The 26,967-nt window shown below is 66.9% G+C and carries 22 protein-coding genes; 10 read left to right on the top strand and 12 right to left on the bottom strand.

Annotated features, from left to right (window positions below; translation table 11 throughout):
• Positions 1–9: 9 nt before the first annotated feature.
• The 5 genes from ACT53T_RS07760 to recJ all read right to left on the bottom strand — a co-directional run bounded on the left by ACT53T_RS07760 (position 10) and on the right by recJ (position 6,252).
• Positions 10–1,083, bottom strand: coding sequence for a DNA polymerase III subunit delta' (locus ACT53T_RS07760; protein ID WP_476160784.1), 1,074 nt, complete (start codon positions 1,081–1,083; stop codon positions 10–12).
• The gene (tmk, locus tag ACT53T_RS07755) at positions 1,080–1,799 is read right to left on the bottom strand and encodes a dTMP kinase (RefSeq protein ID WP_018265387.1); all 720 of its coding nucleotides are present in this window, start codon (positions 1,797–1,799) and stop codon (positions 1,080–1,082) included. The genes ACT53T_RS07760 and tmk overlap by 4 nt, the downstream gene beginning before the upstream one ends.
• Entirely contained in the window at positions 1,796–2,998 is a 1,203-nt protein-coding gene (locus tag ACT53T_RS07750) for a D-alanyl-D-alanine carboxypeptidase family protein (protein ID WP_400767814.1), read from the bottom strand. The genes tmk and ACT53T_RS07750 overlap by 4 nt, the downstream gene beginning before the upstream one ends.
• Before the next feature lie 138 nt (positions 2,999–3,136).
• Complete coding sequence (locus ACT53T_RS07745; protein ID WP_476160783.1) at positions 3,137–4,126, bottom strand: septal ring lytic transglycosylase RlpA family protein; 990 nt, start codon at positions 4,124–4,126, stop codon at positions 3,137–3,139.
• A gap of 305 nt (positions 4,127–4,431) precedes the next feature.
• Positions 4,432–6,252 (bottom strand): single-stranded-DNA-specific exonuclease RecJ, encoded by a 1,821-nt coding sequence (gene recJ / locus ACT53T_RS07740; RefSeq protein WP_476160782.1) that lies wholly within the window; start codon positions 6,250–6,252, stop codon positions 4,432–4,434.
• A gap of 163 nt (positions 6,253–6,415) precedes the next feature.
• On the opposite strand from recJ, the gene ACT53T_RS07735 reads away from it, so the two are divergent.
• The 3 genes from ACT53T_RS07735 (at position 6,416) to lepB (ending at position 9,204) form a co-directional block, all read left to right on the top strand.
• Positions 6,416–7,297, top strand: coding sequence for an aldose epimerase family protein (locus ACT53T_RS07735; RefSeq protein ID WP_476160781.1), 882 nt, complete (start codon positions 6,416–6,418; stop codon positions 7,295–7,297).
• Positions 7,298–7,366: 69 nt separating this feature from the next.
• Entirely contained in the window at positions 7,367–8,398 is a 1,032-nt protein-coding gene (locus ACT53T_RS07730; RefSeq protein WP_476160780.1) for a cysteine synthase A, read from the top strand.
• 98 nt (positions 8,399–8,496) lie between these two features.
• The gene (gene lepB / locus ACT53T_RS07725; RefSeq protein ID WP_476160779.1) at positions 8,497–9,204 is read left to right on the top strand and encodes a signal peptidase I; all 708 of its coding nucleotides are present in this window, start codon (positions 8,497–8,499) and stop codon (positions 9,202–9,204) included.
• Here lepB and mobA read toward each other — a convergent pair.
• The 3 genes from mobA to ACT53T_RS07710 all read right to left on the bottom strand — a co-directional run bounded on the left by mobA (position 9,192) and on the right by ACT53T_RS07710 (position 16,279).
• Positions 9,192–9,818, bottom strand: a complete 627-nt coding sequence (gene mobA / locus ACT53T_RS07720) for a molybdenum cofactor guanylyltransferase MobA (RefSeq protein ID WP_476160778.1) — start codon at positions 9,816–9,818, stop codon at positions 9,192–9,194. The two genes, lepB and mobA, sit on opposite strands and share 13 nt — an antisense overlap.
• A gap of 24 nt (positions 9,819–9,842) precedes the next feature.
• Complete coding sequence (locus ACT53T_RS07715; protein ID WP_476160777.1) at positions 9,843–10,709, bottom strand: hypothetical protein; 867 nt, start codon at positions 10,707–10,709, stop codon at positions 9,843–9,845.
• A gap of 125 nt (positions 10,710–10,834) precedes the next feature.
• The gene (locus ACT53T_RS07710; RefSeq protein WP_476160776.1) at positions 10,835–16,279 is read right to left on the bottom strand and encodes a GH36-type glycosyl hydrolase domain-containing protein; all 5,445 of its coding nucleotides are present in this window, start codon (positions 16,277–16,279) and stop codon (positions 10,835–10,837) included.
• Between the two features lie 426 nt (positions 16,280–16,705).
• Between ACT53T_RS07710 and ACT53T_RS07705 the strand changes: the two genes are divergently transcribed.
• A complete protein-coding gene (locus ACT53T_RS07705; RefSeq protein ID WP_476160775.1) occupies positions 16,706–17,470 on the top strand; it encodes a hypothetical protein in 765 nt (254 codons plus the stop codon).
• Between the two features lie 106 nt (positions 17,471–17,576).
• Here the strand turns inward: ACT53T_RS07705 and ACT53T_RS07700 are convergent, their stop codons facing one another.
• Together ACT53T_RS07700 and mbfA are read right to left on the bottom strand one after the other, a co-directional pair.
• A complete protein-coding gene (locus ACT53T_RS07700) occupies positions 17,577–18,458 on the bottom strand; it encodes a metallophosphoesterase family protein (protein WP_476160774.1) in 882 nt (293 codons plus the stop codon).
• Positions 18,459–18,467: 9 nt separating this feature from the next.
• Positions 18,468–19,439: an iron exporter MbfA gene (gene mbfA, locus ACT53T_RS07695; protein WP_036287222.1), complete on the bottom strand. Its 972-nt coding sequence runs from the start codon at positions 19,437–19,439 to the stop codon at positions 18,468–18,470.
• A 140-nt stretch (positions 19,440–19,579) separates the two neighbouring features.
• Between mbfA and ACT53T_RS07690 the strand changes: the two genes are divergently transcribed.
• From ACT53T_RS07690 to ACT53T_RS07680, 3 genes are all read left to right on the top strand, one after another.
• Entirely contained in the window at positions 19,580–20,053 is a 474-nt protein-coding gene (locus ACT53T_RS07690) for an NUDIX domain-containing protein (protein ID WP_400767835.1), read from the top strand.
• A 129-nt stretch (positions 20,054–20,182) separates the two neighbouring features.
• Positions 20,183–21,094: a phage tail tip lysozyme gene (locus tag ACT53T_RS07685; RefSeq protein ID WP_476160773.1), complete on the top strand. Its 912-nt coding sequence runs from the start codon at positions 20,183–20,185 to the stop codon at positions 21,092–21,094.
• A 50-nt stretch (positions 21,095–21,144) separates the two neighbouring features.
• Positions 21,145–22,581, top strand: coding sequence for a M15 family metallopeptidase (locus ACT53T_RS07680; protein WP_476160772.1), 1,437 nt, complete (start codon positions 21,145–21,147; stop codon positions 22,579–22,581).
• A 1-nt stretch (position 22,582) separates the two neighbouring features.
• On the opposite strand, the gene ACT53T_RS07675 is transcribed toward ACT53T_RS07680, so the two are convergent.
• Entirely contained in the window at positions 22,583–23,113 is a 531-nt protein-coding gene (locus ACT53T_RS07675; RefSeq protein ID WP_476160771.1) for an N-acetyltransferase family protein, read from the bottom strand.
• Between the two features lie 6 nt (positions 23,114–23,119).
• A complete protein-coding gene (locus tag ACT53T_RS07670) occupies positions 23,120–23,680 on the bottom strand; it encodes an N-acetyltransferase family protein (RefSeq protein WP_476160770.1) in 561 nt (186 codons plus the stop codon).
• Between the two features lie 71 nt (positions 23,681–23,751).
• On the opposite strand from ACT53T_RS07670, the gene ACT53T_RS07665 reads away from it, so the two are divergent.
• The 3 genes from ACT53T_RS07665 to ACT53T_RS07655 all read left to right on the top strand — a co-directional run bounded on the left by ACT53T_RS07665 (position 23,752) and on the right by ACT53T_RS07655 (position 26,933).
• The gene (locus ACT53T_RS07665; RefSeq protein WP_476160769.1) at positions 23,752–24,249 is read left to right on the top strand and encodes a GNAT family N-acetyltransferase; all 498 of its coding nucleotides are present in this window, start codon (positions 23,752–23,754) and stop codon (positions 24,247–24,249) included.
• A gap of 22 nt (positions 24,250–24,271) precedes the next feature.
• On the top strand, positions 24,272–25,393 hold the full coding sequence (gene zapE / locus ACT53T_RS07660) for a cell division protein ZapE (RefSeq protein ID WP_476160768.1): 1,122 nt from the start codon (positions 24,272–24,274) through the stop codon (positions 25,391–25,393).
• Between the two features lie 172 nt (positions 25,394–25,565).
• Positions 25,566–26,933 carry an outer membrane beta-barrel protein gene (locus ACT53T_RS07655; RefSeq protein ID WP_476160767.1) on the top strand — a complete coding sequence of 456 codons (1,368 nt, stop codon included), beginning with the start codon at positions 25,566–25,568 and terminating at the stop codon, positions 26,931–26,933.
• The last annotated feature ends 34 nt before the right edge of the window (positions 26,934–26,967 follow it).

The raw sequence follows: 26,967 nt of genomic DNA, 5'->3' as shown, positions 1-26,967 counted from the left end.
GCAAAGCCTCTATCGGCGCGCCGCCTCTTCGAGATCGGCGAACACCTGCAGAATGAGCCCGCGCTTGTCGAAATTGAACACTTCCGTCTCGCGCGCCGCTTCGCCGATGCGCTCCCAGGCGCGCGCGTAGGGGGCGAGGCTCGTCGCGCTCGCGCCTTCGTGGGCTTTGGTTCGCACGGTGGAATCGAGGAAGCGATAGAGCCCGCTCATGAAGGTTTCATAGGCCTGCTCATTGTCGCGTCCGGCGAGCCGGTCGGCGAGCGAATGAACGGCGAGCCAATCCACTTGCGGCAGGCGCGCGAACATCGCCCGCAGCGACGTGTCGAAAGCGACGCCGTCGCCGTCCAGCAGGCGCAGCGCCTCGCGCACCGAGCCTTCCGCCCCCGCCGCGGCGCCGGCGAGCGTCTCCTGCGGCGCGTCGTCGAAGGGCGCGCCGAGCGCACGAATCGCGGCGATGACGTCCGGCTCGGCCAAAGGCGCGAGATTGAGCTTGCGGCAGCGCGAGCGGATGGTCGGCAGCACGCGGCCCGGCTGATGCGCGACCAGCAGAAACAGCGAGCGCGCCGGCGGCTCCTCGATCAGCTTCAGCAGCGCATTGGCGCTGGAGCGGTTGAGATCGTCGACGCTGTCGACGATGGCGACGCGCCATCCGCCCTCGCCCGAGCTCTGGTGAAAGAGATGGATCAGCCGCCGCACATCCTCGATGCGGATTTCGGTGAAATGCTTCTTGGTCTTCTCGTTCCACTCGCGGCGCAGCAGGAAGAGATCGGGCAGCGCCAGCGCCGCTATGCGTCGGCTGACGACGCTCTCCTCTGCGACGAACAGAGACCGCGCGCTCGCCGCCTCGGGCGCGGCGGCGTCGGGATGCGCCAGCAGGAAGCGCGCGAGCCGCCAGGCCAGCGTCGCCTTGCCGATCCCCTCCGGCCCTCCGATGAGAATGGCCTGGGGCAGCTTGCCACGGCGAAAGGCGTCGAGCAGCTCGCTCTCGGCCCCGTCATGGCCGAGCAGAGCGTGGGTCTCGCGGGGATGCGGAAAGTCGGCGAAACGATCGCTTTCCGGCGGAGCCTCGGCGTCGCGCTTCACGCCATCACGCTCTTCAAGGGAATGACGATCTCGGGCCGAAAAAAGCGCGCTTCGACGACATGCCAAATGGCCTCGGCCACCTCCTGCTCGGGCGCCAGCGCGTCGACGACGCAGCAGCGGCCGGGCTCGCTCGTCGCTATGTCGAGATAGGCCTGGCGCAGGCCGAGGTGAAACTCCAGTCCCTCGCGCTCGAAGCGATCGGCCGCCTCGTCCGGCGGACGCCGCCGATGCGCGCGCTCGAGGCCGATCTCTGGCGGCAGATCGAGGATGATGGTCAGATCGGGCGACGAGCCCATCAGCGCGACGCGCTCGAGCAAAGCGATGAGGCGCGGATCGACGCCGCCGCGCGCGCCCTGATAGGCCCGGGTTGAATCGGCGAAACGGTCGCAGATCACCCAGGCGCCGCGTGCGAGCGCCGGCTTGATCAGACGGTCGAGGTGATCGATGCGCGCCGCCGAGAACAAAATCGCCTCGCCGAGCGGGCCGAGCGAAGCCGCCTTGCCGCCGAGCAGCGCCTCGCGCAGCGCCTCGGCATGCGGCGAGCCGCCGGGCTCGCGCGTTGCGATCGCCTCTATGCCCCTCTGCGCGAGGCGTTCCTGCAAGCGGCGCATCTGCGTCGACTTGCCGGCTCCCTCGCCGCCCTCCAGCGTTATGAACTTGCCGGCGCGGCCCTTGTCCTGCCCACGCGCCGGGCCGAGCGGCGGCTCTACGCTCATTGCTTCTTCGACAGCTTGTTGTGAATGGCGCCGGCGGCGTATTCATAGGCGGCGTCGAAGGCGCGGCTGGCGAGCGAGCCCTTGTCGATCGTCTCGGCGGCTTCGAGCGGCTGCTCGAGCACCACGGTCGAGCCGCGGCGGATCTCGAGCTTGGCGACCTTGGTCCCCGCCTCGACCGGCGCGATCAGCGGTCCTTCATAGACGATCTTGCCGGTGAGCTTCTCGGAGCCCCCGCGCTGCAGCAGCACCTTCACGTCATTGGACGCGCTCAGCGGCACGGAGCCGGCGGTTCCGCCATAGACCTGGGCCGAGCCGATGGTCTCATTGGCCTTGAACAGCGACTTCTCCTCGAAATTGCGGAAGCCCCACTGCAGTATCTTGCGCGCCTCCTCGGCGCGGTCCTTTGCCGTGCGCAGCCCATAGACTGCGACGATGAGGCGGCGGTCGTCCTGCACGGCGGAGCCCACCATGCCATAGCCGGAATCGTCGATATTGCCCGTCTTCAGCCCGTCCGCGCCAATGCTCATGGTGAGCAGCGGATTGCGATTCTGCTGCTTGATCTTGTTCCAGGTGAACTCCTTCTCGCCGAAATAGCGATAGAGGTCTGGATAGGTCTTGATGATATGCGCGGAGAGCTGGACCATCTCGCGCGGCGTCACCTTCTGGTCCGGCCCGGCCTGCCCCCAGGGATTGCCGAAGATCGACCGAGTGAGGCCGAGCTCGGAGGCCCGCTTGTTCATGCGGCCGACGAAAGCCTCCTCCGATCCGGCGACGCCCTCGGCGAGCGTGATCGCCGCGTCATTGCCGGAATCGATCACCAGGCCGCGGATGAGATCCTCGACCCGCGCCTTGCTGTTGACGGCGAGGAACATGGCCGAGCCGCCGGCCGGCGCTCCGCCGGCGCGCCAGGCGTGCTCGGAAACGGTGAATTCGTCGTCGAGCTTCAGCCGTCCTTCGGCGATCTCGTGGAAGACGACCTCCGCCGTCATGATCTTCACGGTGGAGGCCGGCGTCACATATTCGTCGGCGGATTTCTCCAGCAGCACCGTATGCGTGCCGGCGTCCACCAGTATGGCGCGCGGCGCCGTGGTCTGGAATCCTTCGGCGAAAGCCGCCGTCGGCGCGATGAAAACGGCCGCCAGGGCGAAGCCGCAGCGGGCGAGGGATTTGGCGAGTGATTTGGGAAGGGAGACAGGCACGCGTCTTTCGCCTTCGTTCGATGCGCCGTCGAAGCGCGTCGACGGCCTCACGCAATGAGTTCCGTTGAAATGTGGCGCGTCGGAGGGCAGAAAGCAACGGCCTCGCGCGGCGCGCGGCCGTCCAGAGCGCCGGCGAGGTTAATTGAGCGCTTGCCGCAAGCGCAGATTGCGCGGCGACGCCGTTCCGAGATCGAAAGGCCGCGAGGGCGGCAGCGGCGCGCTCTTGGCCATGGCCTGCGCCTTGGCCGAGATCGGAGTCGGAATGGTGGAGACCGGCTCTTTCTCGACCGCGCGCGCCTCGGCGCGAGAAATCGCCCTCTCCTCGCGCGCTTCGGCGCGAGCAATGCTCTGCGCTTCCGCCCGTGATGCGCTCTCCTCCTCGCGCGCCTCGGCGCGGGCGGCGGCGGCGCGCTCGGCCTGCTGCGTCTCCTCGGAGCGCTCCAGCCGCGCGACGCGGCTCGGCGTCTCGCGCAGATTGGTCGCCATCATGATCGGCGCGCCGCCCGGCAGCGTCGCAGGACGGCCGTCGTCGCGCAATGTCGCCAGCAGCTTGAGATCGTCGGAGCCTTCGAGCGCAGCGCGGCCGACGAAATCGACCTTCACCCGCGCCGTGCCGACGCGATGGAAATCCAGCGCCTCGGCGACGCGCTGCGAGACGTCCATCACGCGGCCGCCATGATAGGGGCCGCGATCATTGACGCGCACGATCATCGAGCGGTGATTGCGCAGATTGGTCACGCGCGCATAGCTCGGCAGCGGCATGGTCGGATGCGCGGCGCTGATGGAGGCGCTGTCGAACACCTCGCCATTGGCCGTCTTGCGTCCGTGAAAATCCGATCCGTACCAGGAGGCGAGACCCGTGGCCGTATAGGCTCTCTCGCTCGGATAATAGGTCTTGCCGGCGATCTGATAGGGCTTGCCCACCATATAGTAGCCGCCGCCGCGCGGCACTTCCTCGCCGTCCGCGACGACGCGCGGGCTCGGCGCGACGCCATAGCGCGGATCGACCTGCGAGCGGGCGATCTTATTATGCACGGCCGGCGGGGCGGACGAGCAGCCCGCGAGCGCGCAAAGGCCGAGAAGCGCGAAGGAGTAGCGAAGTTCCGGCAGTCTCGATCTCGATCTCATGTCAGGCGCGCATTCGCTCGAAATGGGGGACGGTTCGCTTCGCTGGCGGCCTCGGGAGGCCACGATGCGGGGCCCCGAAAACCGAGCTGCTTCGGCGCGACCGCACGCCTCAATGTCTCGCGCCCGAATTACTCGAGAGTTAACGCGCGTCGCGCTCCCTCTCCCGCATCCTCGAGCTTTGGCATGAGAAAGGGCGATTGCGACCAAATTGCGACGGGAGCTTCGCCGCCAGCCACAGATTCGCCCAACGCGCCCGTGCGCCGGAATCGCGAGATGCGCCAATATCTTCGCGATTATTCGCGCGTTCACCATGTTTCGTGATCCGGCCGCGCGAGATCGACGATGCGCGTCTCCACGCGCTCCGCGCCGCGAAACACATTGGCGCCCAATCGCGCGGCGACATGCAGCATCCGCCCGCGGCCCTGCAGCAGCGCATCGCCGACCGGCGTTCCCACGGCGCGAAAGGCGATGGCGTCGAGCCTCGTTCCGTCGCCGGATTGGATCCGCGCCCGCACATGGGCGGAGCCGACCACCGCCGCATCGACGATGCGCTGGTCTGGCAGGACGAAGACCGGCTCGGGATTGCCGGCGCCGAAAGGCCCCGCCTGCTCGAGCGCGCGGATGAATTCGACGCTCGCGCCGCGCGCCGTCAGCGCGCCGTCGACGAGCAGCGCGTCGGCGTCGCGGGCGCGCTCGACATCCTCCTCCAGCGCGTCGTTCATAAAGGCGCGAAAGGCGTCGATTTGCTCGCTCGCGAGCGTGACGCCGGCCGCCATCGCATGGCCGCCGCCCTTTTGCAAAAGACCTTCCTCGACAGCCATCCGCACCGTGCGGCCGAGATCGACGCCACTCGAGCCTCTACCTGAGCCTGAGCAAACTTCCCCCGTCTTTGCAATGACAAAGGCGGGAATCTTGAACTTGTCCTTTAACCGCGAGGCGACGATTCCGACAATGCCGGGATGCCATCCCTCGCCCGCGACCACGAGGCAGGAGAGCCGGTTGGAGCGCATCAGCTGGCGGTCCGCCTCGGCCTCCGCCTCCTCCAGAGTGGCCTTCTCCAGCGCTTGCCTTTCGACGTTGAGCCGGTCGAGCTCGGCGGCGATGCGAGCCGCCTCGACGGGATCGCGCAAGGTCAGCAGACGCGCCCCCAGCGCCGCGTCGCCGATGCGGCCGCCGGCGTTTATGCGCGGCCCCAGCACGAAGCCGAGATGATAGGCGCGCGGCGGCCCATCCACCCGCGCGGCGTCGAGCAGCGCCGAAAGGCCGATGCGCGCGCGGCCACGCATGACGGCGAGGCCCTTCACCACAAAGGCGCGGTTGAGGCCCTGCAGCCGCGCGACGTCGGCGACCGTGGCCAGGGCCACGAGATCGAGACCTGCGAGCAGATCGGGCTGCGGCCGCGCGTCGGTCCAATGTCCGCGCCGGCGCAGCTCGCGCGCCAGCGCCGCCAGAGCGAGAAAGGCGACGCCCGCCGCGCAGACATGGCCGAGGCCGGAGAGATCGTCGGCCCGATTGGGATTGACGACAATCGCATCCGGCAAGACCTCCGGCGCCTGATGATGGTCGATGACGATGACGTCGAGCCCCGAGGCCCGGGCCGAGGCGAGCGCGGCGTGGCTGGTCGTGCCGCAATCCAGCGTCACCAACAGGCTCGCGCCCCGCGCCCTCAGCTCGCCGATCGCCTCGGCGTTGGGGCCATAGCCCTCGAGAATGCGATCGGGAATATGGAGGAAGGGCCGCGGGCAGCCGGCCGCCTCCAGAAATTCGACGAAAAGCGCGGAGGAGGTCGCGCCGTCGACGTCATAATCGCCGAAGACGGCGATCTGCTCGCCCGCCTCCACCGCCCGAGCGAGGCGCTCGACGGCGGCTTCCATATCCTGCAGCAACAGCGGATCGGGCATCAGCGCGCGCAGCGTCGGATCGAGAAAAGCGGCCGCCGTCTCCTGCGTCACGCCCCGCCCCGCCAGGACCCGTGAGAGCGCGTCGCCATGGCCGTGGATTTGGGCGATAGCGGCCGCCTGGGCCTCGTCACGCAGGCGCAGCCGGGCGCGCCAGGCGCGGCCTGCGATCGAGCGCTCGACCCCCAGAAACAGCGGTCGGTCGCTCCCGGCGATTTTGTCCAGCATCGAAGGCCTGGGGAAGAAGCGAGAATCGTGACGGAGAAGCATCGCGGCCACGGTCCGGCCGGTCAATGCGGCGCAGAAGCCGTCCCCCGTCTTTACGTTCTTCCCCTCGCGGAAAAGCCGCCGCGCCCTCCCCGGCCAGGGCCGCGCTCGTTACGATCGGGGCATGACCGAAACGATTCGCCTCGCGGCCGGCTCCGACGATGGGGCCGAAATCTCCCTTCTCGGCGCCGAGCTGGTCTCCTGGCGCGCCAGCGGCGTCGATCTCGTCTGGGAGCCACAGCCGGAGGTCTGGCCGCAGACAGCGCCGCTGCTATTTCCAGTGGTGGGCTGGACGCGCGACGGAATCCGCGTCGACGGCGCCCGTTTTCCGCTCGGCCTGCACGGCTTCGCGCGCCATAAGCGCTTCACTCTGTTGGAGCGGTCGGAGACGGCAGTCTCCTTGAGCCTCGAGGAGGACGAGGAAAGCCGCGCGCTCTATCCCTTCGCCTTCCGCCTCGAGGCGCATTTCTCGCTGCGTCCGGGGGAGCTGCGCGTCTCGCTCACGACCTCCAATCGCGACGCGCGGCCCCTGCCTTATGCGCTCGGCCTGCATCCGGGATTTCGCTGGCCGCTGGACGGCTCGGCGGCGGCGCATGCGATCCATTTCGAGACAGAAGAGAGCGACGAGGTTCCGGTCATCGCGCCGGGTGGGCTATTCTCCGCCCGCCGCCGCGCCATCCCGTTGGAAGATCGCCGGCTTCCGCTTTCCGCCGCGCTTCTGGAGCAGGAGGCGCTGTGCTTTCTCGGCGCGGCGAGCCGGCGTCTCCTTTACGACAATGGCGAAGGGCTGGCGCTCGCCGTCGAGCTCGAGGATTTTCCCCATATCGCGCTATGGGCGCGGCCGCCGGCCCCTTTCCTCTGCATAGAAGCCTGGACCGGCCATGGCGACCCGGAGGATTTTTCCGGCGATCTCTATGAGAAGCCGTCCATGCGAATCCTCGCGCCGGGCGAGCGCGCGACTCATGCCGCCACATTCCGCTTGGAGAAGCGGAGGGCGAGCGAATAGGAATAAACCTTGCTTCCACACACTCTATCGGCTAGCGCGGATTGGTCGCGCGTAAAGGACGGGTCCGACATGAAATTCGCCGCCAATGTCATCGAAGCGATCGGCAATACCCCGCTCATCGAATTGAAGGCGGCGTCCAAGGCCACCGGCTGCCGCATTCTCGGCAAGGCGGAATTCATGAACCCGGGCGGCTCGGTGAAGGACCGCGCCGCGCTCTCCATCGTCCAGGCCGCCATTGCGGAAGGCGCGCTGAAGCCGGGCGGAACCATTGTCGAAGGCACGGCCGGCAATACCGGCATCGGCCTCGCGCTGGTCGCCAATGCGCTCGGCTTTCGCACCGTCATCGTCATCCCGGAGACGCAGAGCCAGGAGAAGAAGGACACGCTCCGTCTCCAAGGCGCGCAGCTGGTCGAGGTTCCGGCCGTCCCTTACGCCAATCCCAATAATTATGTGAAGCTCTCCGGCCGCCTCGCCGAACGGCTGGCGAAGGAGACGCCAGAAGGGGCGATCTGGGCCAATCAATTCGACAATGTGGCCAATCGCGACGCCCATATTCGCGGCACCGGGCCGGAGATTTTCGCAGACACGGAGGGCAAGATCGACGGTTTCGTCTGCGCGGTGGGCACGGGCGGCACGCTCGCCGGCATCGGCATTGCGCTGAAGGAGCGCAAGCCCTCCGTGAAAATCGCCATCGCCGATCCGCTCGGCGCGGCGCTCTATTCCTATTACACGACCGGCGAGCTGAAGGCCGCCGGCTCCTCCATCACCGAGGGCATTGGCCAAGGCCGCATCACCGCTAATCTCGAAGGCGCGCCGATCGATCTCGCCTATCAGATCCCGGACACGGAGGCGCTGCCCATTCTCTTCGATCTCGCCGAGAACGAAGGCCTGCTGCTCGGCGGCTCCTCGGGCGTCAATGTGGCGGGGGCGATCCGCCTCGCCAAGGAGCTCGGCCCCGGCCATACGATCGTGACAATCCTCGCCGATCTCGGCACGCGCTACGCCTCCAAGCTCTACAATCTCGAGTTTTTGCTCGGGCAGAATCTGCCGACGCCGGCATGGCTCGAGCGGACGGGAACGATCGATCCGGGGTTCGTGTGAGTCGCCTCGCGCGCCCGTGACTCGGGCCGTGTCTCGCGATAGTCTTCGGCCTGCGTCGCGCGCCGACGCGGAATTTCGATATTCGCGGGATTATCACGATGAGTTTCGACGCGGCCGACCCGGCAGACATCGCCGATCGACGTCTATTTCTACGTGTGACGGCCTTCGGCATTCTGCTGTTTTTCGTCGTCTGGGCATGCCTGCCGAATGTCGGCCCGGTTTTTCGCCTCTTTCATATGGTCAGCGCGTCGATGGAGCCGACGATCGACAAGGGATCGACGATCTGGACGAACAGGTTCGCCTATGGTCTCTCGCGCTTCAGCTATGATTTGCTTCCCCTCCCGATCTCCGGCCGGTGGCCCGATCTCGTCCCGATACGCGGCGATGTCATCGTGTTCCGCGAGTTCGACGGCCGTGACCTGGTGATGCGCGTCGTCGGACTGCCCGGCGACAAGGTGCAGCTTCTCCGCAACGAGCTGTGGATCAATGGCGCGCGCGTCCCGCGTCGCGTGCTCGACCGTCCGTCGGATGTGCCGGAGGCGGACGATTGCGACAGCCGTTTCGTCGAGGAGCAGCTTCCCGAAGGGCGCCACTATAGGATCTACCAAAAGCTCGTCTGCTCGAAGGGCGTCGCGCCGCCGCTGTCGACGACGCCGGTCATCGAGGCGCCGGCTGAGAGCCTCATCGTGCTCGGTGACAATCGCGACAACGCCGCCGATTCGAGAGTCCCGACGACGAGAGGCGGCGTGGGCTTCGTGCCGGTCGAAAACATCATCGGGCGCGTCGAATTCGTCTACGACCGCTGAGCCTCGAGGCTCGACGCTATGCGCTCGGCCCGCTCGACATCTTCCGGCCGGTTGACGTTGAAGAACGGATCATAGGGCTCGACCGGCCATTCCACCTGCGCATTGGCATAGCGCTCGATGAAGCCCGAGACCTTGCGCAAATCCTCCTTCACCAGCGCATGACGCAGCGGCTCGCGCAGCGCCACCGGCCAGAGGGCGACGGCGTGATGCACGCGGTCGGCCGATTTGGCGACGGCGATCTCCGCCTTCGCCTCGGCGCGCGCGCTCGCGAGCCGCGCCGCGAGATCGAGCGGAACGAAAGGCGTGTCCGCCGGAACGCTCAGCATGAGCGGAACATCGGGGAAATGCGCGGCGACATGATCGAGGCCGGCGAGCACGCCGGCGAGCGGCCCCGCGAAACCCTCCACCTCGTCCGGCGCGATCGGCAGATGGAAATCGGCGTAGCGTCCCGGATCGCCATTGGCGTTGAGCGCGAGGCGCAGGCATTGCGGCGCGAGCCGGCGGAGGAGATGCTCGAGGATCGGCGCGCCGCCGACCTCGATCAGCGGCTTGGCGACGCCGCCCATGCGCCGCGCCTGGCCGCCGGCCAGAATGAGTCCGAAACAGCGTGTCATCTTCCCCTCGCCCGGCGGTTCCTCTCAGAACCTATACCATAGGGCGCCGAGCAGGCCGCGCTCGGCGGAATCATTGACGCCGCGCAGCGAGGCGCGAACGCCGAGCTGCAGGGCGACCTCGCGCGTGAGGTCGTAGACCGCGCTCACCTGAGCTTTTTGTGAGGACATGAACGGCGCCGATCCGCTCCAGGGAGAGAAGGAGACAAAGCTCTGCGCCAGCAGCAGCACGCCATCGACGGGCCGCAGACCAAAGGTCATCTCGCCGCGCAGCTCATCGCCGCTCTGTCCGAGAGAGCGATAGCCGAGCTGCATGTCGCTGAAGCCGGACAGACCGAAAATCTCGACAGGCCAGCCCAATTGCAGACGCACGTCCTCCTGCAAGCGCCGCTTCATGTCGAGATAGGTCTGCGCGGCGGGCGTCGCCGCGCGCAGGCTCCCTTGCACGGAGAGAATGGTCGCGCCCCATTCGAGCAGCCGCAGCCGCCCGCCGATCCAGCCGGCGCCGAGTCCCTCATAGCGCGCGCCGCCGCCGAGGCCTGGCGGCAGATAGAGCGGCGCGCCGGCGATCGCTTCCGCTGTCAAATATTGCAATTGCTGGAGCTGGCGCTGCTCATTGGCGCCGCGGAAGCGCATATAGCTCGACTCGGCGACGAAGGTGATCTCGTCGATGAGGCCATATTCGACATAGGCCTGCGTCTCGAATTTGGCATAGGAGGGCGCGGCGACGAGCTTGCCGCGCGAGTCATAGGCTTTATGGGCGTCGGCGAAGCTGGTCGAGAGGATGACGATCCCCTCGCCCGGCTTTTGTAGAAACGCGCCGGCGCGGCATGCCGCCGATTGTAGAAACGACAGCGCCGCGACACAGGAGCAGATACGCGCCCATGAACTCATGAAGAAAAACGCCGCATCGAGGCCCGAACGCAAGCTGCTGATCGAGCGACGAAACGCTAAAATGAAATCAATTTGTCCACAAGCGTCCGCGCCGCGGACGCCGATTCATGGTGAAAACATACGCTTCAGGCGGAGAAGCTCTTTCCGCGCCAAGCGACGCTCTCGAGCTTCAATTCGCCTTTGCGGTCGAAGGCGTCGGGACGCAGGCTGAGCTCGCCGTCGATCATCTCCAGGCCGAGCAGCCCATAGGCGGCGGACAGCATTCGCGCGGCGGCGCCCGTGTACCAGCTCCAGCCGCCCCGGCCCTCATAGCCCTCGCCCTCATAGACGTCGGCCGGCTGCTGATGCGGCGCGAGGCCGTAAATATCGGCCTGCTCCGGCGTCGTGAGGCGCGACAGCGGCGAGACGGCGAACCATGCGTCCCACGCGCGCGCGAACAGCGCGTCGGATTGCGCCTGATCGCCGCCGGCGGCGGCCTCCAGCGCGAGGCGCGTCAGCGCGTCGATCAGCCAGGAGACGCCATGCGAATATTGGCCGCCATTCTCGCGCACGCCCGGCGGATATTCGGCGCTGCGGCCGGGATAGGGACGCGAGTTCTCGTCGAAGAAAGGCGTCACCAGCAATATGCGATCCGGCCGCGCGAGCGCCGCCAGCGCATTGTCGAGAGTCTCCTTGCCGCGTGCGAAATCCACCGCCCCCGAGAGGATCGGCCAGGAGGCGGTCATGGCGCTCATCGGCGCGACCTCGCTTCCATCATCCGCATAGGCGCGCAGGAAACGATCGCCTCGCCAGCAGGAATCGAGCGCAGCGCGCAACGCCTCGGCGCGCGCACGATAGCGAGCCGCCCGTTCGGCGTCGCCGCGCGCCTCGAACAAAGGCGCGATATCGGCCAGAATTCCATGCAGGAAGAAGCCGACCCAGACGCTCTCGCCGCGTCCCTGCGCGCCGAGCAGATTGAGCCCGTCGTCCCAATCGCCCGTCCCCATCAGCGGCAAGCCATGAGCGCCGAAGCGATCCAGCGAATAGTCGATCGCCCGCGCGCAATGGCCGAGCAACGTGTCCTTGTCGCGCGAGGTCAGCGGGACGCTGGCGTTTCCTTCCCGGTCGGGCGGCGTCAGCTCCGCCTCGAGGAAGGGCTCGATCGCGTCGAGAATGGCGTCGTCGCCGGTTCCCTTCACATAGCGGACCGTCAGATAGGGCAGCCACAGATGCGGGTCGGAGGCGTGGGTGCGGTCGGCGATGCCGCAGCCGCCGTCCGGCGCGTCATGCCACCATTTGACGGCGTCGCCCTCGATGAACTGATGCGCGGCGTGCTTCAATATCTGCGCGCGGGCGAGCTCCGGCGCGAGATGGATGAGCGGCAGCACATCCTGCAGCTGATCGCGATAGCCGGTAGCTCCCGAGCGCTGCGCCGGGCCGGAACGGCCCCAGAGCCGCGAGACGAGCAGCTGGTACGGAAGCCAGTCGTTCACCAGCCGGTCGAACTCCGGCCGATTGGTCTTCACCCGCAGCACGCCGAGGCGCGCGTCCCAATCGCGCTTGGTCTCTTCCAGCGCGCGCGCGGCATAGGCCGGATCACTGGCGAGCGTGGCGAGAATCCTGGAGCTTTCGAGCGTCGGCGTCTGCCCCATGGCGACGACGACGAGCGACTCGCCATCGGCGGGAACGTCGATCGCGCCGGAGAAGCTCGCCACCTTGCGCTGATGCTCCGGCGCGCCAGCGTCGGGGTGGCCATGCTCGACCATATAGGGAAGCGCCGGATCGCGGCTCTCATGGCCGAGGAAGCGCCGCCGCGAGGTCTCGGCGAACTCCGCCGCGATCGAGGTGGAGACGAAGGCCCAGCCCTGGACGAAATTATTGTCCGGGTTGCGGAAGTAGAGCGCGCGATTGTTCTCGCCCGCGACGGCCTCGACGCGGCCGAGGCTTTCGTTCGGCGTCTCGGCGAGAACGATCTCCATCGCCGGGGTGATCTGCAGCAGACGCTCGTGATCGTGGCGGTTGATAATGCGCAGCAGCTTGATTTCCACCGGCTGGTCCGGCGGGACGAAGACGGTCAGCTCGAGGTCGAGACCGTCGCGGCTAGAACGATAGATCGCATATCCGAGGCCATATTCGATCCTGTGCTCGGCGTCGCGCCGGCGCAACGGGGCGAAGGTCGCCGAATGCGCGTCCTGACGGGCGAGGTCATAGACGTAAATGGCCTGTCCCGCCGGCGTCATGCGGCCCTCGCCCATGCGGAAGGGCGTCAGGCTGTTGAGCCGCGAATTGCCATGGAAGGAATAAATATCGCCATGATTGCCGAGCACGGCGCCCTGCCCGACCGCATTGGCGATCACATGGGCGTAGAGCCGCGGCGTGTCGGGACTTAGCGTCAGGCTGCGGCCGTCCTCGGCGAAGGCGTAGCGATGCTCCGCCGGCGCCGGCGGATGCAGCAGCGCGCGCTTACGCGCCAGCGCCGTCTCCACGCTCGCAAAATCGAAGTCGCGCGCGAGGTGCTTCGCGATCATGCGCGTCGCCGAAGCGATGTCGCGCGCCCAGCCGTCGACGACGACGATCTCCGCCGCGCCGCCGGCCGCGATCTCCAGCTCCGCACGCAGGCTCGCGATCGGCTCGAAGCCGAACAGCAGGCCCTCGTCGGACGGCTCGCGCGGCTGATCGCCATTTCTGAGGCTGTCCGGCGATCCGGCGGCGCCGAGGCCATAGAAACGCGCCTTCACATCCTCATAGCCGACGACGCGAAGCCGCGTGCCCTCGGCCGCGCCGATCGCATGAAAGCCGACCTCCGGCGAAAGGCGGCGATCGACGTCGCGCCGCGCGCCGCCCTTCAGCAGGCGGTTCTGCGCGATGATGGCGTTGAGACCGCCGACGAACCATGTGCCGATGTGAATGGCGTTATAGGCGGCGTCGCGCTGCTCGACGCCGGTCTCGTTCAGCACCCATTCGCGCAGCGTCGCGAGCGTGAGCTTGCGCGGTCGCTGCTCGAGATCGACGAGGCGCAGGCGCGTGATCTCCACGGCCTCGTCCGGCGCGAGCGAAATCTTCGCTTCTATGGCGAAGCCGCCCTGCTCCATCAGCACGTAGAGGAAAGTGCAGCCCTCGCTCTCCAGCGAGACCTTCTCGCAGCGCGCGCAGGTCGGCGCGGAGCCGAGCGACCAGAGATCGCGGCCATCCTCGCGGAAGAACAGAAAGCGTCCGCGCGGATGCGCGTGGTCGTCGGGCCTGCGGGTGAGATCAATCGGCGGGCCGCCGCGGGCGACGCCCTCGACGCGCATCGCGCCCTGGCCATCCTCGAACCATTGGCTGGTAACGAGGCCATTGGTCAGCTCGAAGGGCTTGGAGCCGGGCGCGCCGCCGGCGCCGGTGATTCCTTCTAGCGGAAGCTTGCCGGCCTTGGCGAGCTGGATCAGCAGGAAGATCACCAGCGCGATGGAGAGCGCGCCCGCATAGGCCATATAGCCGCCCATGAGATAGGAATAGGACGGCGGGCGCAGATGCGCCATGCGCTCGGCCGCGCCCCAGGCCTGATCCCATTCCGCGCCGCGCGGAATGTAGAAGGGCAAAAGCAGCGGCGCCCAGGTGGCGAAGCGGCGCAGCCCTTCCGGTATGGCGCGGCTCTTCTGCGCCTTGCCGATGAAACGCGCGGCCTTTTCGTCCGCGACATCGCCGCCGACGAAGGAGAGGTTCACCAGCGTCGCGACGCGCAGCCCCATATGGTCGAACCAGATCAGCACGCGGATCGCGTCATAGGCCAGCAGAGCCGTGAATATGTCGAGGCTCCAGGCGCGGAAATCCTGATCCGGCAGCGCGTGATTCATCCATATGGCGACGACAGTGCGGATGAGGCCGTCCTGATTGTACCAGGCCGGATCGGGCGAGGCCTTCAGGAAGGAGTAGATGACGGGCGCCATCCATAGGCCCCAGCGCAGCACGCGCACCGCATTCTCGACCAGCATGTCGAGACCTTCCCAGCTCGCGAGCTGACGCAAAGGCGCGAGGCTGCGGCGCACCAGCGCCGTCAGGAAGAAGAGATTGACCGAGAACAAGGGCGCGGCGAACACCCATTGGATGACGCCCGACAGCGACTCGTCGAAAAAGAGGCGAACGCCGCCATCGACGAAGCCGAGATTGGTCGCGCCCCATTTGGAGAACAGCGGGCGGATGACGTAATCGGCGACCGGCCGACCGTCGGCGGCGTAGCTCAGCGAGATATAGGCGAAGAATTTCTTGGTGATCGTCGAGAGCTGATCGGCGTCGAGATACCAAGCCACCGCTCCGCCGACGAGACCGCCGAGGAGCGCGCCGAGCGCATAGACGCGCCAGCTGCGCAAATGCTGGCGCCGCTTCTGCTGCAGAGCATAGAGATCGAAGCCCATGTCCACGCCGGCATAGGCGAGAAGCCCCGCCCCGGCGCCGAAGAGGAAACGCGCGCCGCCGTCCTCGCCCGGCAGGCCGAAGAGCAGCGCGAGCCCCACCGCCGCGCCCGCGACGAGGCCGCGCGGGAAATTGGCGGTCCGCTCATATTCGAGCCGCAGCCTCGCGTAGAATGGCGGGGTAGAATCCGTGCTCTCGACGATGGCGCGCAGCAGCGGAAATGTCGCCGCGCCGATCAGCGCGCCGCCGACGGGCCCCGCCGCGACGACAAGCCCGAGCGCCGGCGGGAAGCTCACAATGAGCCCGGCGACCAGCAGCAGCGCCATGAAGACGAAGCCATAGACGGCGCCCTTGGCGGCGCCGGTCTTCCAGTCGTTGAGCACGATGACCGGCAGAGACGGCGTCCCGCGCAGCATTCCCGCCATGGCCTGGGTGACGAGATAGGTCTCGCCCCAAAGACCGGCCTGCGCCGCGGCGGCGAGCAGCGCCGCGACGATGATGGCGACCGGCGCCGGCAGAAAGGCGACATGCGGATGCGCGCCGAGGCTCGCGATCTCCGGCGTGACGGCGGCGATCAGCGCGGCGAGGAACAGCACGCCATGCGGGCGCCATTGCTGCGGCAGATAGCGGCCGAGCGCCAGCGGCGCGCCGACGATGACGGCCTCGTTCAACAGAAAAACAATGATCGTCCGCGCTGCGATGACGCGCGCCGTCTGCGGAACGTCGAGACCGAGGAAGAGCAGCCCGCCCAATTCGCCGACGACCCGCGAGCCGAGCGCGACCAAAAGGCTGAACAGGAAGGGAAGAAGGAAAAGCGCCGCGCGCAGCGCGAAGGGCGATCCAGGAAGAATGGAGACGCCGAAGAGATAGAGGCCGACCGCGGAGCCCGCGCCGATCGGCGTCAATGTGAAGAGGCCGGAAAGCGCCTCCGGCGCGCGCCACAGCACGCCCGCGGGATCGCAGAGCAAGGCGAGCGCGCCAATGGCGAGGAAATCAATGGCGAAATCGACGCCCTGGCGGATGCGCCCCTGCGCTGGGCGCAAAAGGAGCAGCGCCGTCGCGGCGAAAAAGCCGGCGACGAGCATATGCTCATGGCCGCCGCCCGCCTCCGTGGCCGAAACGAGCGAGCAGATCGCGCCGAATGCGATCCGCCCAAATCGCGCGCCTGCCGTCGGCAGGCCGGCTTGGTGAGGCGCCATAGGGGTCTCCAGCTTGCGCGCGGCCAGCAGCGGGCTGCGGCCTCCTCCTGCGCGCGAATCGCGGGCGCCCGCTCTCGTCGGCCGGAGATTTGCCGGATGGCGGCGCAAATGTCGACTCTCCGCAAGCTCGGCCGTCGAAGCCGCATTTCTCCGCGTCGCGGTCGGCGAGAGGCGCGTAAGGAACATCATCGGAACAGAGGCCGAAACGTCTAATATTCGCGTCGAATTATCAGTATTATTCCCGACATCCTATTGGCGCGTTCGTAACGACGGCCATGCTTTATCCGCCTTTGCGGTCTAACCAAGACGCGCTCGCCTCCGATAATGGCTCGTTACATGAGAGCGAAGCCCCGGCCGAAGCTTCGCTGTGAGCGGCTCTTTCCGGTCGAAACTCGGTCGCGAGAAGGTATAATGAATGAGATGGCCATGCGGTCTTTCGTGCGAATGAGTGAGATGGACGAATCCAAAAGGGAGGGCCAGCCGGCGACGACGGGCGATGCGCCCGCCCCGACGGCGCTGGTGACGGATAGGCGGCCCGAGCGGGGCTCCAGCCAGCGCGCGCTGGCCACGGAGACCAAGGAGACCCGCGTCGCCAATCTGACCGGCGCGATGCGTCGGGCGCGGCTCGCCAACGCCGAGCGCTCGGGCGTTCTCGCCGATCTCCGCGACGCCGAGATCGCCCGGCTCGAAATATTGCGGGAACATCTGGATCCCGTCCTCGCCCAGGCGCCGAAGGATTGCGACCTCTTCGACATAGGCGTCTCGCATGGCGATCGGCCGCGGCTCTTCATCGATCACGTCGGCTTCGTCGAGATGGGCCGGGACCGCCGCACCTATCGCTTTCTGCAGGACACGCGCAACGGCCGCGTCACCATAGGCGAGAGCGAAAATATTGCGACGGTGGTGGAGGCCATCACCGAATATATGGCGCATCGGCTGATCGAGCGGGAGAAAGCGCTGGCTTTCGACTTTGCCGGACAGGGCGGCGCCCGCGCCTTCACCGAGGAGGCGGCGAAGAAAAAGCAGCTGGCGGCTCCGAAGGCGAGCCTGCCCGCCCTGCCCCGGCCGGGCGGAATCGGCGAGACGCTCTATCGCGCCATTCTATTTCTGGCGCAGGGCGCCGGCGCGGCGGCGTTCTTCTTCCTGCTGTGGCGGCTCGGCGTCTACGCCATCCCCTATCTGACGCGCTGAGCCTCCAGAGTCATTCCGGTTCGAATCGAACCGGAATGACTCTCTATCTCCGGGTTCGGTCGTGTTTTCTTCACGCGAGCCGGTTCCCGCTTCGCTCGAAAACACTCTAGAGGGCCAGCGCGTCTAGCTCCTCGATCGTCTCGCCGTCCGCGCCCAATCCGCGCGAGCGGGCGGAGATGGTGATTTTGTCGCCCTCGCGCTCGATGGAATAGAGATTATAGGCGGCGCGGGGATAATGCGCGCCGGCCTTGGTCGAGGCGGAGGCCGCGCCGACGACCGGCGTTTCGCCATGCGCGCCGGGCAGGCGATGCAGGCTGATCTTGTGATTATGGCCATGCAGGATCAGCTCGGCGCCGTGGCGGGCGATGATCGCCTCCAGCTCGGCGGCGTCGTCCAGGCCGCGCAGCGCCTTGGCGCCGCCGCGATGCGGCGGATGATGCAGCAGCACGATCCGCGCCAGCCCTTCCGCCTTGGTCTTGTCGAGCAGCGCCGCCAATTTCTCGCGCTGCTCCGCGCCGAGCCGGCCCGAGGCGACGAAAGGCGCCGTCGGCACGGCCGAGTCGAGACCGATGAGCGCCACCCCGCCGCGCCGCCGCAGATAAGGAAAGCCCGCCCCCTCCTCCGATGTCGTCCAAGGCGCGAAAGTCTCGGCGATACGCGGCACGGCGGCCGGCACATAGGCGTCATGATTGCCGGGGGTGAAGCTGACATTCTCCGGGCTGCCGAGGCCGGAGAGCCAGAGCCGCGCGGCCTCTATCTCGGCGTCGAGGCCGATGTTGACGATGTCGCCGGTCATCGCGACATGGTCGGGCTTTTGCGCCGCCATGTCTTCGACGAGCCGGCCGAGCAGGCTCATGTCATGCGCCTGCGCCCGCTTATTGATCCAATTGGCGTAGCCGGTGAGCCGCTTGCCGGCGAGCTCGCGCAGGCTCGGCCGCGGGATCGGCCCGATATGGGCGTCGGAGAGATGCGCGAGCAGAAACGCCATTGGCTAGCCTCACGCCCCGCCGATGAGAATGCCCGCCGCGAGCACGATCGCGCCGCCGAGCACGATCTGAAACACGGCCTGCAGGAAAGGCGTGTCCATGTAGCGCGCGCGGATGAAGGCGATCGCCCACAGCTCGAAGAAGACCACCGCGCCGGCGATGGTCGTCGCTATGGCGAAGCTGTCGGGGATCGCATCCGGCACGAGATAGGGCAGAGTATGGCCGAGGCCGCCCAGCGTCGTCATCAGCCCGCAGACGCCGCCGCGCAGGATCGGCGAGCCGCGGCCGGTCAGCGAGCCGTCGTCCGAGAGCGCCTCGGCGAAGCCCATGCTGATTCCGGCGCCGATGGAGGCGGCGAGGCCGACGAGAAACGTCTCCCAATTATTATGGGTGGCGAAGGCGGCGGCGAAGAGCGGCGCCAGAGTCGAGACCGAGCCGTCCATGAGCCCGGCGAGGCCCGGCTGCACATATTGCAGGATGAAGAAGCGCCGATAGGCGAGATCCTCCTCCTTTTTCGCGCCGGGCGTGAGGATTTGCGCGCCGAGACGCATGGCGAGCGTCTCGTGCCCCTGCTCCGCCGCGGCGAGATCGCCGAGCAGCTTGCGCACGCCGACGTCGGTCGCCCGCGCCGCCGCCCGCTGGTAGAAGAGCGCGCTCTCATATTCCATGACCTCCGCTTCCTTGCGGATCGTCTCGAGCGAGAGATTGCGCGTCAGCCAGATCGGCCTGCGGCGCAAAAAGCCCTTCACATCCTCGCGCCGAATGGGCGGCAGATTGGGGCCGAAGCGCTTTTGATAGAGGTTGAGCAGCGCGTGGCGATGGGCGGCCTCCTGCTCGGCCATTTCCTCGAAGACGCTGGCCGAGGAGGGATAGCGCTCGGAGAGGTCTTCGGCGAAGCTCTGATAGATGCGGCCGTCCTCCTCCTCCGAGGCGATGGCGACGGCGAGAATTTCACGTTCCGTGAGGTCGCTAAAGGATTTCAATCTGACGCTCCTTGCGCGCGGCGGAACGGCGGCGCTAGTTAGCTGTCGACGTCGCGCCGGCGACGATTTGGAGCGGTTCTAGAGGGTCGAACCATGGAACGCCAGACATTTGAACGCTCGGCCGCGCGAGCGCCGGATCGATGAGCGAGCCCTCCTGGCGGACGCTGCTGACGACGCGGCTGATCGTGCTCGCGGCGACGGTGATACGGCCGATGACGCTCGGCGTCCGCGGCCTCGTCGTCGATGCGGATCGGCGCGTGCTGCTGGTGCGGCACACCTATATCTCCGGCTATTATCTGCCGGGCGGCGGCGTCGAGCCGGGCGAGACTGTGGAGCAGGCGCTCGCCCGCGAGCTGGCCGAGGAAGGCAATATAGAGCTGGAGGCCCCGGCGGAGCTGCGCGGCGTCTATCTCAACCGCCGCATCTCCAAGCGCGACCATGTGGCGTTTTTCGTCGCGCGCGCCTTTCGCCAGACGGCGCCGCGCCCGCCGGACCGTGAGATCGCCGAGGCGGGCTTCTTCCCGCTCGACGCCCTGCCCGAGGGCGCGACTCCAGCGACGCGGGCGCGCATAGCCGAGGTTTTCGGCGACGCGAAAGTCTCTCCCTATTGGTGAGACTGAAACGCGTCTCGACCGCGGCTATGCGCTTGCCTGACTGTCAAAATTTCGTCATCATATGTAGAGAATTTTTCCCGTTTTCATGGATGTTGCAACAATAGCGACAAATTTTCAAGGGGTTGCAGAATGGCGGAGAATCCGATCGCCGGCGCAGCCAGCGCCGCCGCCAATGTGACGACGAGCCTCACCCCCGGACAAATCCTCGGCGCGCTTCTTCTCGCTGGCTTGCTCGGCGCAGTGGGCCAAGGGGCCCGCGCCATCGTCGGGTTGAAGAAGATGAACGACGAGGCGCTGACGAAACCCGCCAGCCGCGCAGATCTCTTCGTCGCCAGCCGCATCAATGTCAGCCTCGTCGTCGGCTTCATAGCCGGCGTCATCGCCGGCATATCGATCGGAATAAGCCGCCTGCTCGCCATCAAGCCGGACGATGTGCAGCTTCTCTTGGGAATAGCGGCGTCCGGCTATGCGGGCGTCGATTTCCTCGAGGCGTTCACGCGCAATTTCGGAGGCTCCCCCGCCCCCGGCGGCGCCGGCGGCGGCCCCGTCTCGCCGCCGAAGCTTCCCAGCGGCGGCGGCAAGCCCAGCGGCAGGCTCAGCCCACTGCGGCAAAATCAGATCGAGGCCTATGGGGCGGCGCGCCAGCTCGGTCTCGGCGATCTCGCCGCGCGCGCGCTCGTCGCCAATATGACCGGCGAATCCCTCGCAAATCCGCGGGACGAGCATTGGGATGTTCACCACAGCTCCCAAGGCATAGTGCAATGGGATCCGAGCCGCGCGGAAGCCATTCGCAAGCAGTTCGGCCGCTATCCGAAAGACATGTCGGTCGCCGAGCAGACGGCCGCGGCGATATGGGAAATTCGCAGCGTCCCGCGCTTCGCCCGGTCATGCAGCGCGCTCGACCACGGCGCCTCCGCCGGCGAGATCATGGACGCGCTGGTGCGCAATTACGAAGTTCCCGCCAAGCCGGACCTCGAAATACGCAAGAGATTGGCTTTCTTCGACGATCTGCCGCCGATGAGCGGTTCCGCGGTCGCCTGAGCGCTCGCCGCCCCAGCCGAATTTCCGCGTTTTTATTTGTGAGGTTTGTCATGACGGACAGCAGCCAGCTCTTCGACGTCCTCGGCGCGCTCACGCTCGGAGGCCTGCTCGGCGCGATCGGACAGGGGCTGCGCGTGATCGCCGGCCTCAAGAAGATGAACGACGACGCTCAGACCGCCGACGCTTCTGCGGAGGATCTGTTCAGCGCCGCCCGTCTCGCGACGAGCCTGATGATCGGCTTCGTCGCCGGAGTGGCGACGACGCTCTCACTCGGCCCCGCCAAGCTGATGAATGTCGATCCGTCTGCATCGGCGCAAATTCTCCTCGGCGTGATCGTCGCCGGCTATGTCGGCTCGGATGTGATCGAGGCGTTCACGCGCAATCTCGCCAACGTCCCCGCGCCCAAGATCGACGCCTCGCTGTTCGCGCGGACCGGCGCGGTCTCGCTTCCCGCGACGCCGCCATCCTTGCCGCCGCCCGTCTCGTCGACGCCTTCGCTGCCGGTCGCCCCCGGCCGCAGCGTCACCTTTCGAGGTCCAATGTCGACCTTCGGCGGCCCGCATGATCCGGGCGTCGGACCGAACGAGGGCCTCGCTCTGCTGGAAGAGTCCGACATCCCCGCTTATCCGGGCCTTTTCCTGGCGCAGCAGCCGCCGGGAACGACCGGGCTGGCGCGCCGCCTCGATCCCGACGCTTTCTATGTCGCCTGCCGCTGGAATTACGACGACACGCCCAAAGCTCATCTGAGAAAGATCGAGGTCTCGGTCGTCAATCCGAGCACGGGCGCCGCCGAGCGGGCGCAGCCGGTCGATTGGGGGCCGAATGAGAATACCGGCCGCGTCGCCGACCTCTCGCCCGGCCTCGCTCACAAGCTCGGCCTGTCGACCAATCAGAATTGCGTCGTCGTCGTTCCGCTCCCCGAAAGCGCGGCGCCGGCCGCGCCGCTGACGCCGGCGACGCATCTCAAAGTGCTGAAGACCGACGAGATCCGCGAGATTTTCGGACGTTTCGCCTATGAGGAGAGTTCGCCCCGCGGCGCCATAAAGATCACCGACGACTGGGCGAAAGACAATATCGTCACCATAGAGATCGCCGCGCTCGCGCATCTCGTCCCCAATGGCGAGATCGCCTGCAACAAGGCCATCGCCGAGCCGCTGCGCGCCGCTATTGCGGAGATCGCCGCGCGCGACCTGCTCGACCGCATATTGAAATGGGACGGCTGCCATGTGCCGCGCCACAAATCCTGGAACCCCGCGCGCGATCTGAGCGCGCATAGCTGGGGCCTCGCTTTCGACATCAATGCGCGCTGGAACGCCTATGGCGCCGACCCCGCTCCAAAAGGCTCTGTCGGCAGCGTGGTCGAGCTGGCGCCGATCTTCGAGAGCTTCGGATTCGCCTGGGGCGGATATTTCCGACCGGACAGCGCGCGCGACGGAATGCATTTCGAATTTTGCCGCCGCCCGTCGTCCAGCGGGCAAATCGTCTGAGCTAACGCCCGAGCCGACGCAGGTCCCGCCAGCCATAGGCGACCTGCGGAACGCCGCGCCAGGAGAGCTCGCGGCCGAAGCGACGCGCGCCCATCGCCTCATAGAAATGGCGAGCGGGGAGATTGTCGCGCAGCACCACGAGGCTCGCCCATTTGAGGCCGCTGGCGCGCATCTCCGCCGCCATCAGCCGCAGCAGCCTGCCGCCGAGCCCACGTCTCAGCGCAGAGCGACGCAGATAGATGGCGCAAATCTCGCCGCCGCGGCCGAGCCGCCCGCCGAGCGCGAGCTCATGCGCGCGCCAATGGGCGAAGCCCGCCGCCTCTCCGGCGGCGTCCATCGCCAGAGCAACGATATTGCCCTCCGTCTGAAAAACCCCGCGCCAATGATCGAGACGCTCCTCGAGCGTGAGGGCGGCGAATGTCTCCGCCGGCAGCAGGCTCGCATAGGTCTCGCGCCAGCAGGCGAGATTGAGCGCGGCGAGCGTCTTCGCATCCTCGGCCGTCGCAGCGCGTAGCGAGAATTCGTCCGCCATGGCGCGTCACCAAGGCTTGGCGGGCGCCGGATCGATGAGCAGGCCGAGATCGCGCCAGCCATAGGCGACCTCCGGCACGCCGCGCCAAGCGCCTTCGACGCCGATCTTGCGGCCGCCGAGCTTCTCGTAGAATTTCCGCGCCGTGAAATTATGCCGCAGCACCCAGAGGCTCCCCCATTCGATCCCGCGCTCGCGCAGCGCCTGCGCCATGACGCGCATGAGGCTACGGCCGGCGCCGTGGCGCTGCGCCTCCTTCAGCAGATAGATCGCCTGGAACTCGCCGGCATAGCCGCGCTCGCCGAGAATGGCGCTCTGCTGGGCGCCGCTAGCCGAAAAGCCGATCGCGACGCCGTCCCTCAGCGCCAGAAACACGCTCGGCGGCGGCTGTTGCGGCCCGCCGCCGGCCAAGGTCTCACGCCATTGCGCGAGGCGCGTCTCCCGCGTGTATTCGGCGAGAATTTCCGCCGGAGCCAGAGGCGTGTAGGTCTCCGCCCAGCAGGCGACATGGAGGGCGGCGATCGTCTCTGCGTCCGCCGGCGTCGCTGGTCTGATCTCGATCGCGGTCATGCGCACGTTTTCAGCAAGACTCGGGCCGATCGCGGTCTTTGCCGACCGGGCGGCCCATGTTATGCGCAGCCATGATCGATCTCGTCATCCGCTTCTCGCCGCAGACGCCGGCCAATGCGCCCCAAATCGAAAAGCTCGAGGAACGGGCTTTCGGTCCGGGCCGCTATGCGCGCACGGCCTATCGGCTGCGCGAGGGCGTCGGGGCCGAGCTCTCCCTCTCCTTTGTCGCCCATGTCGGCACGCTGCTGGTCGGCGCAAATCGCATGACCGCCATTCTCGTGGACGAAACTCCAGCGCTGCTGCTCGGCCCGCTGACGGTCGAGCCGGCCTTTCGCTCGCAGGGGCTCGGCGAGGCGCTGGTCAAGAAATCGTTGGAGGCCGCCCGCGACGCCGGTCACGGCTTGGTGCTGCTGGTCGGCGATCTCGACTATTACGCCCGCCTCGGCTTCGCCCGCGTTCCGCATGGCAAGATCGTCATGCCGGGGCCGGTGGACGCCCGCCGCCTTCTCTATTGCGAGCTGCGCGAAGGCGCCTTCGCCGCGGCCAATGGCAGGATGCGGCGGCTGTGACCTCTCCGACGAGGCGTCGCGCATGACGGCGCCGCGCCCCCTCCTCGCCCGTTATGAGAAGCTGGTCGCCAGCGGCGCGCTGGAGCGTGATCCCGCGCAGCTCGCCGCGCTCGAGCGGCTGGAGACGCTGGCGCGCGAGCTGACGCGCCGTCCCGCCGCCCCTTCGCCGAACGGCCTCGCCGCGCGGCTGCGCGGGCTGCTCGGACGCCGCGCGCCCTGCTGCGGTCCGCGCGGACTTTATATCCACGGCCTCGTCGGGCGCGGCAAGACGACGCTGATGGACATCTTCTTCGCCGAGCTGCCGCTGGCCGCCAAACGCCGCGCGCATTTTCACGATTTCATGGCGCAGGTTCACGCGCGCCTGCTCGCCGCGCGCCGCAGCGCCGCGCCCGATCCGCTGGCGCATGTGGCGCAGGAGATCGCGCGCGAGACGCGCGTGCTCTGCTTCGACGAATTCGCCGTGACCGATATCGCCGACGCGACCATTCTCGCGCGTCTGTTCACCCGGCTGCTCGAGGACGGCGTCATCATGGTGGCGACCTCCAATGTCGAGCCGCGCCGGCTCTACGAAGGCGGCCGCAATCGCGATCTCTTCCTGCCCTTCATCGCGCTGATCGAGGAGCGGCTCGATCAGCTGCGTCTCGACGCGCGCGCCGATTTTCGTCTCGAGAAGACGCTGCTCGGCGAGACCTTCTTCTCGCCTGCCGACGCCGACGCCCGCGCGGCGATGGATGCGCTGTTTCTGCAGCTGACAGGCGTCGCCATCGGCGCGCCGAGGACGCTGCGCGTCGGGCGCCGCGACATCGCCGTTCCGCAGGCGGCCGGGCGCGTCGCGCGCTTCTCCTTCGAGGAGCTATGCGCGCGACCGACCGGCGCCGCCGATTACATGGCGCTCGCCGAGGCTTTCGACACGATCTTCATCGATGCGGTTCCGAAGATGAATTTCGATCGCCGCAACGAGGCCAAGCGATTCATCACGCTCATCGACATTCTCTATGAGCGGAAAACGCGGCTGATTCTCTCCGCCGAAAGCGCGGCGCAGGACCTCTATCACGCGCCGACGGGACATGAGGCGCAGGAATTCGCGCGCACGGTGTCGCGGCTGATCGAGATGCGCTCGAGCGATTATCTCGCCGCGCGGTAGGCTGGGGCCGTGGAATAACCGACTCCCGCGCTCTGCCGGAATCGGATAGGCCTCGCATTCGCCGCCCGGACTTTTTCGGCGCGGCCGAAAATGCTTTTCATCGACTCGTTTCAATCGATGTTTTCGAAAAGAGGCTTTCCTGCTCGTGGTCGCGACATGGCGGCTCCCGTTCATGACCGCTCTCATGATCGTTCTCATGGCCGGCGGCGGCGTCTCCGCATCGGCGCAAGAGGACGATTCCGGCGCGCTGCTCGGATGGCCCACATCGCCCGCTTCACGCGCGCCTGCGTCATCCGCCGACAAGAAATCCGACACGAAGAGCAAGCCGCCGCCTTCCTGGCTCGACACATTGACGGTGACAGGCTTCGTCGAGGCCGGCTCCACCTTCAATTTCGACAATCCGTTCAACAAGCTCAATTGGGGCCATCTCTTCACCGATCGCGCCAATCAGCCGCAATTCAACGCCGGCGTGCTCACCATGCAGCGCCTGCCCGATCCGAAGGCGACGAAGGACTTCGACTTCGGCTTCAAAATTCAGACGATGGTCGGCTCCGACGCGCGCTACACGCATTTTCTCGGCGAGCTCGATTATGCGATGCGCGACCGCACGCAGCTCGACATTCTGCAAGCATTCGCGACCGCGCATCTGCCCTGGATCACGGACAATGGTTTCGATGTGAAGATCGGCCAATTCGTCACGCTCGAAGGCGCAGAGCTGGTCGACAGCATTTTCTATAGCCATTCCTATATTTTCAATTTCGGCATTCCGCTCAAGCAGACCGGCGTGATGATCTCCTCCGATCTCGCCTCCTGGCTCTATGTCCATGCGAGCGTCATGTCGGGCGACAGCGCGAGCCTCGGCTGGCCGGGCGACAACAACAGCGCCGCCTCCTTCCAGGCGGGCCTGCGCATAAAGGCTTTCGACGACAGGCTGACCATTCTGGGGACGACGCATATCGGGCCGGAGGATCCGATGCAGCTCGATCCGCTCGGCGTCGGCTGGCCGAACATTCCGTACGAATGCGCCTGCGATCCCAATCGCACGCTGTCATACAGCAATGATGTGACGCTCACCTGGAAAGTGACCGATCGGCTCACTCTCAGCACAGACATAAACTACATTCGCGACGATGGATGGAACCCGCTCTCGATCACAGGACTGTCCGAAGGCGCGCTGAGCCGGCTCGCGGATATTTTCGGCTTCAACGCCGCGCTCATTCCGCGTCGCCCGCGCGGCGTCAATGGCTACGGCGTCGCGCAATATGTGTCCTACAAGATCGACGATGCGCTGCAGATCAACGGCCGCGTCGAATTTTGGCGCGATCATAATAATTTCTTTGTCGGCGCCTATCCCGGCTATTTCGACTACACGAATGTCGAGCACGGCTTCTATGCGCCCTCGGCGATCTTCCAGCCAGAGGGGCGCGGAACCAGCTATCTCGAGATCACCGCCGGGCTGACGATCACGCCGGAGATTCCCAAGGCCTGCCGATCACCGGCCTGTCCCTGCGGCCGGAGCTGCGCTACGACGCCTCGCTGACCGGCGCGGCGCCCTTCTTCGGCGCGAGCGGCTA

It is taken from the genome of Methylosinus sp. DMC45, from assembly GCF_056313885.1.
This window is presented reverse-complemented; position numbering and strand designations above follow the sequence as displayed.

Coding starts and splice junctions, on each gene's coding strand:
- tmk (WP_018265387.1), bottom strand. CDS start 1,799: ATGAGCGTAGAGCCGCCGCTCGGCCCGGCGCGTGGGCAGGACAAGGGC.
- ACT53T_RS07745 (WP_476160783.1), bottom strand. CDS start 4,126: ATGAGATCGAGATCGAGACTGCCGGAACTTCGCTACTCCTTCGCGCTT.
- recJ (WP_476160782.1), bottom strand. CDS start 6,252: ATGCTGGACAAAATCGCCGGGAGCGACCGACCGCTGTTTCTGGGGGTC.
- ACT53T_RS07735 (WP_476160781.1), top strand. CDS start 6,416: ATGACCGAAACGATTCGCCTCGCGGCCGGCTCCGACGATGGGGCCGAA.
- ACT53T_RS07730 (WP_476160780.1), top strand. CDS start 7,367: ATGAAATTCGCCGCCAATGTCATCGAAGCGATCGGCAATACCCCGCTC.
- lepB (WP_476160779.1), top strand. CDS start 8,497: ATGAGTTTCGACGCGGCCGACCCGGCAGACATCGCCGATCGACGTCTA.
- mobA (WP_476160778.1), bottom strand. CDS start 9,818: ATGACACGCTGTTTCGGACTCATTCTGGCCGGCGGCCAGGCGCGGCGC.
- ACT53T_RS07715 (WP_476160777.1), bottom strand. CDS start 10,709: ATGAGTTCATGGGCGCGTATCTGCTCCTGTGTCGCGGCGCTGTCGTTT.
- ACT53T_RS07710 (WP_476160776.1), bottom strand. CDS start 16,279: ATGGCGCCTCACCAAGCCGGCCTGCCGACGGCAGGCGCGCGATTTGGG.
- ACT53T_RS07705 (WP_476160775.1), top strand. CDS start 16,706: ATGCGGTCTTTCGTGCGAATGAGTGAGATGGACGAATCCAAAAGGGAG.
- ACT53T_RS07700 (WP_476160774.1), bottom strand. CDS start 18,458: ATGGCGTTTCTGCTCGCGCATCTCTCCGACGCCCATATCGGGCCGATC.
- ACT53T_RS07690 (WP_400767835.1), top strand. CDS start 19,580: ATGAGCGAGCCCTCCTGGCGGACGCTGCTGACGACGCGGCTGATCGTG.
- ACT53T_RS07685 (WP_476160773.1), top strand. CDS start 20,183: ATGGCGGAGAATCCGATCGCCGGCGCAGCCAGCGCCGCCGCCAATGTG.
- ACT53T_RS07680 (WP_476160772.1), top strand. CDS start 21,145: ATGACGGACAGCAGCCAGCTCTTCGACGTCCTCGGCGCGCTCACGCTC.
- ACT53T_RS07675 (WP_476160771.1), bottom strand. CDS start 23,113: ATGGCGGACGAATTCTCGCTACGCGCTGCGACGGCCGAGGATGCGAAG.
- ACT53T_RS07670 (WP_476160770.1), bottom strand. CDS start 23,680: ATGACCGCGATCGAGATCAGACCAGCGACGCCGGCGGACGCAGAGACG.
- ACT53T_RS07665 (WP_476160769.1), top strand. CDS start 23,752: ATGATCGATCTCGTCATCCGCTTCTCGCCGCAGACGCCGGCCAATGCG.
- zapE (WP_476160768.1), top strand. CDS start 24,272: ATGACGGCGCCGCGCCCCCTCCTCGCCCGTTATGAGAAGCTGGTCGCC.
- ACT53T_RS07655 (WP_476160767.1), top strand. CDS start 25,566: ATGACCGCTCTCATGATCGTTCTCATGGCCGGCGGCGGCGTCTCCGCA.